Below are 8482 nucleotides of genomic sequence, written 5' to 3' on the forward strand. Positions count from 1 at the left end.
TTCAACGCCCCGTTACATCGAGAATTTGAAAATGGATGTTCGCCAATTTGCCTTCCTGGCCCGCCAACCTTCTGCCGCACTGAAGCCGCGCGACGCGTTCTTCGGCCTGCCCAAGCGCGGGCTGGCATTGATCCTCGCCAACGCGCTGTTCTGGCAGCCGCTGCTGGCCCAGGCCGAGGGCATCGTGGTCAGCGCGCCCGGCACCACCGTCGGCGCCGCGGGCAATGGCGTGCCGGTGGTGAACATCGCCACACCGAACGGCAGTGGCCTGTCGCACAACCAGTTCAAGGACTACAACGTCGGCCCCAACGGCGTGATCCTCAACAACGCCAGCGGCGCGGTGACCAACACCCAGCTGGGCGGCTACATCGTCGGCAACCCCAACCTCAAGGGCGGCGCGGCCAGCGTCATCCTCAACGAAGTCAACGGCGGCAACCCCAGCCAGTTGCGCGGCTACACCGAAGTAGCGGGTCAGTCGGCCAAGGTCATCGTCGCCAACCCCTACGGCATCAGTTGCAACGGCTGCGGCTTCATCAACACCCCCAACGCCACCCTGACCACCGGCAAACCCGTCATCGATCCGACCGGTCAACTGAAAAGCTACCAGGTCGACGGCGGCGCGGTGACCATCGACGGCCAGGGCCTGAACGCGAGCAACGTCGACCGCTTCGAAATCATCACCCGCTCGGCCAAGATCAACGCGCAGATCAACGCGCGCCAGCTCACCGTGATTGCCGGGCGCAATGACGTCGACGCGCAAAGCCTGAAAACCACCGCGCGCGCCGACGATGGCAGCGCCAAGCCTGAGCTGGCAATCGACTCCAGCGCCTTGGGCGGCATGTACGCCGGCGCGATCAAACTGGTCGGCACCGAAGCCGGCGTGGGTGTGAAGCTCGACGGTACGTTGGCGGCCAGTGGTGGGGATATTCAGTTGGATGCCAATGGGCGTTTGAGCATGGCGCAAACCCAAGCCACCGGTAACGTCAAGGTCACGGCGCAGAACGTCGACCTCACCGACAAGGTCTACGCCGCCGGCAACGTGCAAGTGACCAGCGCCCAGGCCCTGGTCAACCAGAAGAGTGTGGCCGCCGGCCAACGCATCGACATCAATGCGGCCACGGTCAACAATCCCGGCATCATCGAAGCCGGCGTCGCCGCCGACAACACCCGCAATACCACCGGCGACCTGGTGATTAACGCGCAAACCGTCACCACCACCGGCAACCTTCTGGCCAGCCGCAACCTGGCGATTACCGCCGCGCAGGCGTTGACCAACCAGGGTGCGATCATCCAGGCCAAAACCGTCGACGTCAGCAGCGCCAAATTGACCAACCAGGGCGCTACGGCACGCTTGTTTGGCGAACAAAGCCTGGCGCTCAACTCGCCGGCCATCGTCAACCTCGGCGGCCTGATTCGTTTTGGTGACGGCCAGGCCGCAAGTCTCAACAGCGCCTCGCTGGATAACCGCCAGGGCCGCATCGAAATGGCCGGCGGCAGCTTGGTGCTCACCAGTGCCGACCTCAACAACAACGGCGGACAAATCATCGCCAACAATCTGACCGTGAATGCGGGCAGCCTCAACAACCAGAACGGCGTAGTGGTCGCCGGCGCCACCACCGTGAACGCCACTGACCTGGATAACAGCCTCAAGGGCCTGATCCAGGCCGACGCCGGCGCGCTCACCCTCAACGTCACCAATGCCTTCAACAACAGCCAGGGGTTTGCCCAGGCCAGCACGGATCTGAACCTCAACGCCGGCAGCCTCAGCAGTAACGCCAATGGCGTGCTGAGCGCCGACACCGGCAAGCTTACCCTCGTGACTGCGCAACAGCTCAATAACGCACAGGGCCGTTTGCAGGCAGGCAAGGGTGATATTGAACTGCATGCCGCGATCCTGGATAACCAGAGCGGCGTGATCGTCGGCAAGCAACTGTTGCTCGCCGCCGGTGACATCGACAACCGCGCCGGCACCGTGCTGGGCAACGCCGTCGATGTGACCGCCGGGACCCTCAACAACAGCAGTAAAGGCTCGTTGATCAGCGATGCCGGTGACGTGACGCTCAACATCAGCGACCTGCTGACCAACACCGGTGGCGCGATTGACGCTGGCGAACGCAGCGTGCTGGTCAAACAGCTCACCACCCTCAACAACAGCGGCGGCCTGCTGCGTGGCAAGCGCCTGGACATCACCGCGCAGCATCTGAACAACGATAACGGCCAACTGCTGGCCGGCAACCTCGGCCTGAACTACAGCGGCCAAGAGCTGAGCAACCGCAAAGGCCTGATCCTCAGCGGCGGCGCCCTCACCGAATTGACCACCGGCAGCCTGGACAACCAGGGCGGCACCGTGCAGGGCGATACCCTGACCGTCACCGCCGACTCGGTCGACAACGGCAGCGACGGCCTGATGGCGAGCCTGATCGGCAATCTGCAACTGACCGTTGAAGCCCTGGCCAACCGCGGCGGCAAGCTGTTCGGCAAAGAGCAGGTGACCATCAGCGGCGCCACCCTCGACAACAGTGCGGGCGGCCAGCTCAGCGGCAATCAGCTCAACCTCACGTCACGCGACACCCTGACCAACCGCGGCGGCCTGATCGAGGCCAACCAGGGCCTGACCGTCGGTGGCGGCAACCTCGACAACAGCGCGGGTGGTCAACTGCGCACCTTGAAAGGGATCACCAGCAGCATCAACGTCAGCGGCGCAGTCAATAACCAGAATGGCATTCTGGAGTTTGGCAGCCAGGGCTTCAGCCTCGACGCCGCCAGCCTGAACAACCAGTCCGGCCAATTGCAGCACGCCGGCAGCGGCCTGATGCGCGTCCACACCGCCAGCCTCACCGGCAGCCAGGGCAACATCAACGGCATGGGCACAGCCGACTGGGCATTCGGCAAGGTCGATGGTCTGGGCCGTGTGCAACTCAACGAAGTCATCACCTATAAAAGCAGCCAGGCGCTGGCGCTGAAAGCCGGTGACCGCATGGCCAGCGGCAAGGGCCTGGTCATCGACGTGGCCAGCCTGGATAACGGCGGCGAACTGCTGAGCGACGGTGACCTGAGCATCACCACCGGCGACATGACCAACAGCGGCCGCGTATCGGCCCTGCAAACGCTCACCGTTACAGCCAATAACCTGAGCCAGAACGGCGGCCGTCTGGCCGGCACCAACACCCGTCTGAGCCTGACCGGCACCCTCGACAGCCTCGGTTTCCTCACCGCACGTCAGCAGCTGGATATCGCGGCGGCGCAGATCAATAACCGTGGCACCTTGGGCGCCCAGGGCGCGGTGAACCTGACCGCCGTGAATGGCATCACCAACGCTGCCGATTCGCTGTTGTTCAGCGGCGGCGACATGACCTTGCGCAGCAATGGTTTCAGCAACCTCTATGGCGATGTCTACAGCAAAGGCAACTTGAGCTTCGCCGCACAGGATGGCGGGCGTGCCGTGCTGTTCAGCAACCGCTCCGGCACCGTGGAAAGCGAAGGCTCGATCGGTATCAATGCAGGCTTTATCGAAAACGCCAAAGATGCGTTCGAACTCGGGCAGACGCTTACCACAGGCAGCTTGAGTTGGATCTGTGGCCAGCACTGCGGCGAGAAAGACAACTGGGAAAAAGGCCTGATCACCATCTACGAGACGTACCTTGAGGCGGCGACCAAAGATTCGGTGGCGGCGCGCCTGGTGGCTGGCAAAAACATGCTGCTGCAAGGCGAAAATGGGCAGAACCGCTACAGCCTGATGGCTGCCAATGGCGACCTGAGTATCACCGCCGGTGACTTGCTCAACCAGGGCGCCGCTACGCGCACGGGGCAGCGCAAGATTGTCGTCAGCACGCCAGGTCGCGTTTCCGACGATTTGTTTGAACGCATGCAATATGTCGATGTTCCCGCTTTCAATGCGGCCACGGCGGCTGGGCATTTCGATAAGGCGCGCTTCGAAGAACTGAAAAACCGCTCACCCAATAGCTTGCCTTTCGCCCACTTAAGCGACGTCACCACCTGGACCCCCAACGCCGGCCATGAGTACGACGCCACGCTTCAGGCCGGTGGTACGGTCGACCTTTCCAAAGTCACCCGAAAAACGCAAAACGGCACGCTGCACGAAAACACCCTGGCGCAACTGACCGGCACCCTCGGCGATGACCAGACCGGTGTCCCGGTCGGTGGCATCAACATCAACCTGAGCCAACACGCCAACAACCCCGGCGCCCAGGCGCCTGGCAGCGTACTGCCGGTGGTTACCCCTGCAGCGGGTGGCGGTTTCGTACCCGTTGACTACACCGGCGTGGCCTTCGCCCCGGTCGACCCCACCACCGCGCCCAACTTCCAGTTGCCCAAGGGCGAGTACGGCCTGTTCGTCAAAAACGCCGACCCTACCAGCCACTATCTGATCGAAACCAACCCGGAATTTGCCAGCCTCACCGGCTTCTTCAGCTCCGACTACATGCTCGGCAAACTCGGCTTCACCAGCGACAACGCCTGGCGCCGCCTCGGTGATGGCCAATACGAAAGCCGCCTGATCCGCGACGCGGTGCTCGCGCAAACCGGCCAACGCTTCCTCGCCGGCGGCCTGACCAGCGACGCCGACCAGTTCCGCTACCTGATGGACAACGCCCTGGCCAGCAAGGACGCCCTGCGCCTGAGCCTCGGCGTGACCCTCACCGGCCAGCAAGTCGGCGCCCTGACCCACGACATCGTGTGGATGGAAAACCGCGTGGTCGACGGCCAGACCGTCCTCGTGCCGGTGCTCTACCTGGCCCAGGCGGAGTCGCGCAACGTGCGCGGCAACAGCCTGATCCAGGGCCGTGACCTCAACCTGTTCACTGGCGGTGACCTGATCAACGTCGGCACCCTGCGCGCCAGCAACAACCTCTCCGCCGCCGCCGGCGGCAGTCTCTACAACGGCGGCCTGATCGAAGCCGGCAACAACCTGAGCCTGCTGGCCCAGGACAGCATCCGCAATGCCATGGCCGGCGAAATTCGCGGCAAGCAAGTGAGCATGGCGGCGGTCAGAGGCGACATCACCAACGACAACACCGCCATTCAGGTGCGTGACGGCGCGGGCATGCGCACCCTCACTGACAATGGCACCAGCCTCATCGTCGCCCGCGAAAACCTGGCCATGAACGCCGGGCGCGACCTCATCACCCGAGGCGCCCTGGCAGGTGGCACCGACGTCACCTTAACCGCCGGCCGCGACATCAGCATCCTGCCCGTCAGCGACACCAGCGTGAAACACGCCTTCAGCGACGGCGGGCAAAAATCCAGCATCACCACCGACGTCAAAAACCTCGCCGCCAGCGTCACGGCGGGCGGCAACCTCAACATGAAAGCCGGGCAGGACGTCAACATCATCGGCAGTAATGCCACCGCCGGCAAAGACTTCAACATCGACGCCGGGCGTGACTTCAACGTGGCGTCGGTCAGCGATGTGCACAACGTCGAAGGCAAGGAGAAGCACGGCAAGAAGCGCATCAAAACCTCGGATGACCAGACCACCCAAGTGGCGAGCGTGCTGACGGCGGGCGGGGATTTTGTCAGCCAGGCGGGGCGTGACACCACGATCGTGGCGAGCAAGATCAGCGCGGGGAATGAGGCTTATCTGTATAGCGGGGATAAGCTGAACCTGCTGGCGGCGCAGAACAGCGCGCATACCTTGTATGACATGAAGAAAAACAGCGGCTGGGGCTCCAAAAAGGCCAAGCGCGATGAAGTCACTCAGACCACCAACATCGGCACCGAAATCAAAACCGCAGGCAACCTGACCCTGGTCAGCAATGGCGACCAACTCTATCAGGTTGCCAAGCTCAATAGCGGCAATGACCTGATTCTGAAAAGCGGCGGGGCTATAACCTTTGAAGGCGTGAAGGACTATCACGACGAGAGCCATACCAAGAGCAAGAGCAACATGGCTTGGTTCTCGATGAAAGGCAAAGGCAGTACTGACGAAACCTTGCGTCAAAACGAACTGGTCTCTCAGGGTCAGACCGTCATCCAGGCCGTGAACGGTCTGAAGATCGATGTAAAACAAGTCGACCAGCAAACTGTCAGTCAGACCATCGATACGATGGTTAAGGCTGATCCGCAATTGGCTTGGCTCAAGGATGCCGAGAAGCGCGGTGATGTGGATTGGCGGCAAGTGAAGGAGCTTCACGAGTCTTTCAAGTACAGCAACTCGGGCATGGGCCAGGCGGCGATGTTGGCGATCATCATCATCGTCACTGTGTTGACGGCAGGGGGCGCGAGTGCTCTAGCGGGTGGTGCCGCAGGAGCGACAGCTGGCTCAGGAACCGCCATGGCCGCCGGCACCGCAGCAACTGCGGCGACGGCAACGACGGCGGCCACCGCAGCCACCGCAGCAGGTTTTGGAAACATGATGGCCACCGCCGCATTGACCTCGCTGGCCAGTACCGGTGCTGTCAGCGTCATCAACAATAAAGGCAACCTGGGTATGGCACTCAACGACACCTTTAGCAGCGACAGCTTGAAAAACGCTGCCATCGGTGCGATGACAACGGGCGTGTTGAATTACGCGGACAGCAACTGGTTCCAGGGCGCGAGTCCGGCTAACGGTAATGGTGCGCAAGTAACGACTTCCGGGCCGGCGCAAAACCCGGGTTATTCCAGTGAATGGCTCAACTGGTCGAAAGCGCAGGATACGGTTTTGCGCAGCGGTACACATGCCGTCATCAAAAGTGGCATTTCTACTGCGATCAATGGCGGTAGCTTGCAGGACAATCTGGGATCTGCCCTGGTGTCGGAAGGCTTTGACGTCGCCGCCGCTGTCGGCAACAAGAGTCTTGGGGACTTTGCTGACTACATGAAACTGAGCAATGGCTCGGCAGAGAAAGTTTTTCTACATGCTATTTTGGGTGGCGCGCTGTCTGCCGCCAGAGGCGGTGACTTCAAAACTGGAGCGCTAGCCGGTGCAGCAGCGGAGGGCCTGACTGCTGGGGCAACCGAAAATTTGAGCAAGTATTTGGACTCCCAATTTGCAACCAATGATCAGTTCAAGGTTGGTACGGCCCAGATCATAGGGATTTTGGCGGGTGCAGCAGTCGATGGTGATCCTGAAACTGCCAGTTGGGTTGCAGGTAATGCTCAGCGTTATAACGACATGATGCATTTTGGTGGGGATTGGGGCGCTGCTGCAGCTAGCCTTGATGCATACAACGTCGAAAATGGGGCAACACCCGCTGAGAGGTCTGAGGCGCTCAGCTCATTGACCAGAGGCGACGGGTTTGACGGACCAATGCCTGCAAACGCGCTTGTGCAAGCGTGGTCAGTAATGATTACTGCGCCGCTTGTATTCGTTGAAGCGCCAGTAGGTGTAGTTGGTCTTGGGGCTGGTGCACTTATTTCCGGCGGCGCGAATATAGGTTATCAGCTATCTACAGGGGAGCAGTTCAGTTATACCGACGCATCTATTGCCGCCGCCGTTGGTGCTGCGACACAGGGCAAGGGGTTTATGGTGACGCAAGGGCTAGGGCTAAGCGGGTCTTATTTGGGTAGTTCGTTGAAGGGAGAGGATCCAACGTATTCACTTTTGGGAACCGCTGCAGGGGGGGTGTTAGGTTTCAAAAGTGGGCAAGTAGTAACTGGTCACTTGAAACCATATGTAGGCCAATCTGCGGATGTTATTGGTAACATGGCCGGTTCTATTACTTCCGAAGTTGTTGGTGGGAAGGTCGGAACACTGGGGGGCAAGAAATGATTAAGCCGAAATCGAGTTTGCAAGCATTTGCACTGTTGTTTGTATATTGTTTTGTTTTGTTTATGTTCGTAAGTGTTATTGGAGTATTTTTAGGGGCAGTAATAAATTTTCTTAAAAGCAATCTGTGGGAGTTCGGATGGTCTGATATAACAGGTTTAATCGCTGGTGCTTTAATTTATACCGTTTTTGCTACAGTAGGGATTTGGTTTTTGTCGAGACTGAAGGCGCATAAAGCTGCAAAGGAGAAAGATATAGAAAGAAAATAATGATAAAGAGGAGAAATAGGGATCAGAGCCTGAGGGATCCCCACAAATTTACTCCAAGTTCTACGCCTGATGGTGCACCTCATCAGTAACCGTCCGGCCAGCACCCTCTCCTGACAGCCCTCCAAATTAGCCAAGATAGTGGACACCATTTTTTAGTGGACACTATCTTGGATACCGTTGCCCCAGCCCGTCGAACTGGCCGCCGCCCCAACTTCTCGCTGGCGTTCAAGCGCCAAGTCGTCGAGGCGACCCTCCAGCCTGGCGCCTCCGTGTCGTTGATCGCTCGTGAGCATGACGTCAATGCCAACCTGGTGTTTCGCTGGCGGCATCAATATCAGGAAGGGGTATTCGGCGCCGTCAGCCAGAGCGCAATGCTTCTGCCCGTCCAGGTGATGGAGGCGCCAATCGATCTGCCGCACGTCGTCCAGCCACAGGCGGAGTGTCATTCCGAGATCGCAGTTGAGGTCGGAAAAGCCAAGTTGCGTATCATGGGCGCACCCGATCC

General features: G+C 60.1%; 3 protein-coding genes. All 3 read left to right on the top strand.

Annotation, left to right across the window (positions count from 1 at the left end; translation table 11 throughout):
* Positions 1-31: 31 nt before the first annotated feature.
* Complete coding sequence (locus INT12_RS27320; protein ID WP_226926324.1) at positions 32-7711, top strand: DUF637 domain-containing protein; 7680 nt, start codon at positions 32-34, stop codon at positions 7709-7711.
* Positions 7708-7977: a hypothetical protein gene (locus INT12_RS27325; protein ID WP_193059096.1), complete on the top strand. Its 270-nt coding sequence runs from the start codon at positions 7708-7710 to the stop codon at positions 7975-7977. The genes INT12_RS27320 and INT12_RS27325 overlap by 4 nt, the downstream gene beginning before the upstream one ends.
* A gap of 167 nt (positions 7978-8144) precedes the next feature.
* A partial coding sequence (tnpA, locus tag INT12_RS27330) for an IS66-like element accessory protein TnpA (RefSeq protein ID WP_226926325.1) occupies positions 8145-8482 on the top strand: 338 nt, incomplete at its 3' end.

The organism is Pseudomonas sp. K8, from assembly GCF_014889455.1.
GTDB classification, from domain to species: domain Bacteria; phylum Pseudomonadota; class Gammaproteobacteria; order Pseudomonadales; family Pseudomonadaceae; genus Aquipseudomonas; species Aquipseudomonas veronii.

Excerpts from the sequence above, each read along its gene's own strand:
- INT12_RS27320 (WP_226926324.1), top strand. The coding sequence starts at position 32 with ATGGATGTTCGCCAATTTGCCTTCCTGGCCCGCCAACCTTCTGCCGCA.
- INT12_RS27325 (WP_193059096.1), top strand. The coding sequence starts at position 7,708 with ATGATTAAGCCGAAATCGAGTTTGCAAGCATTTGCACTGTTGTTTGTA.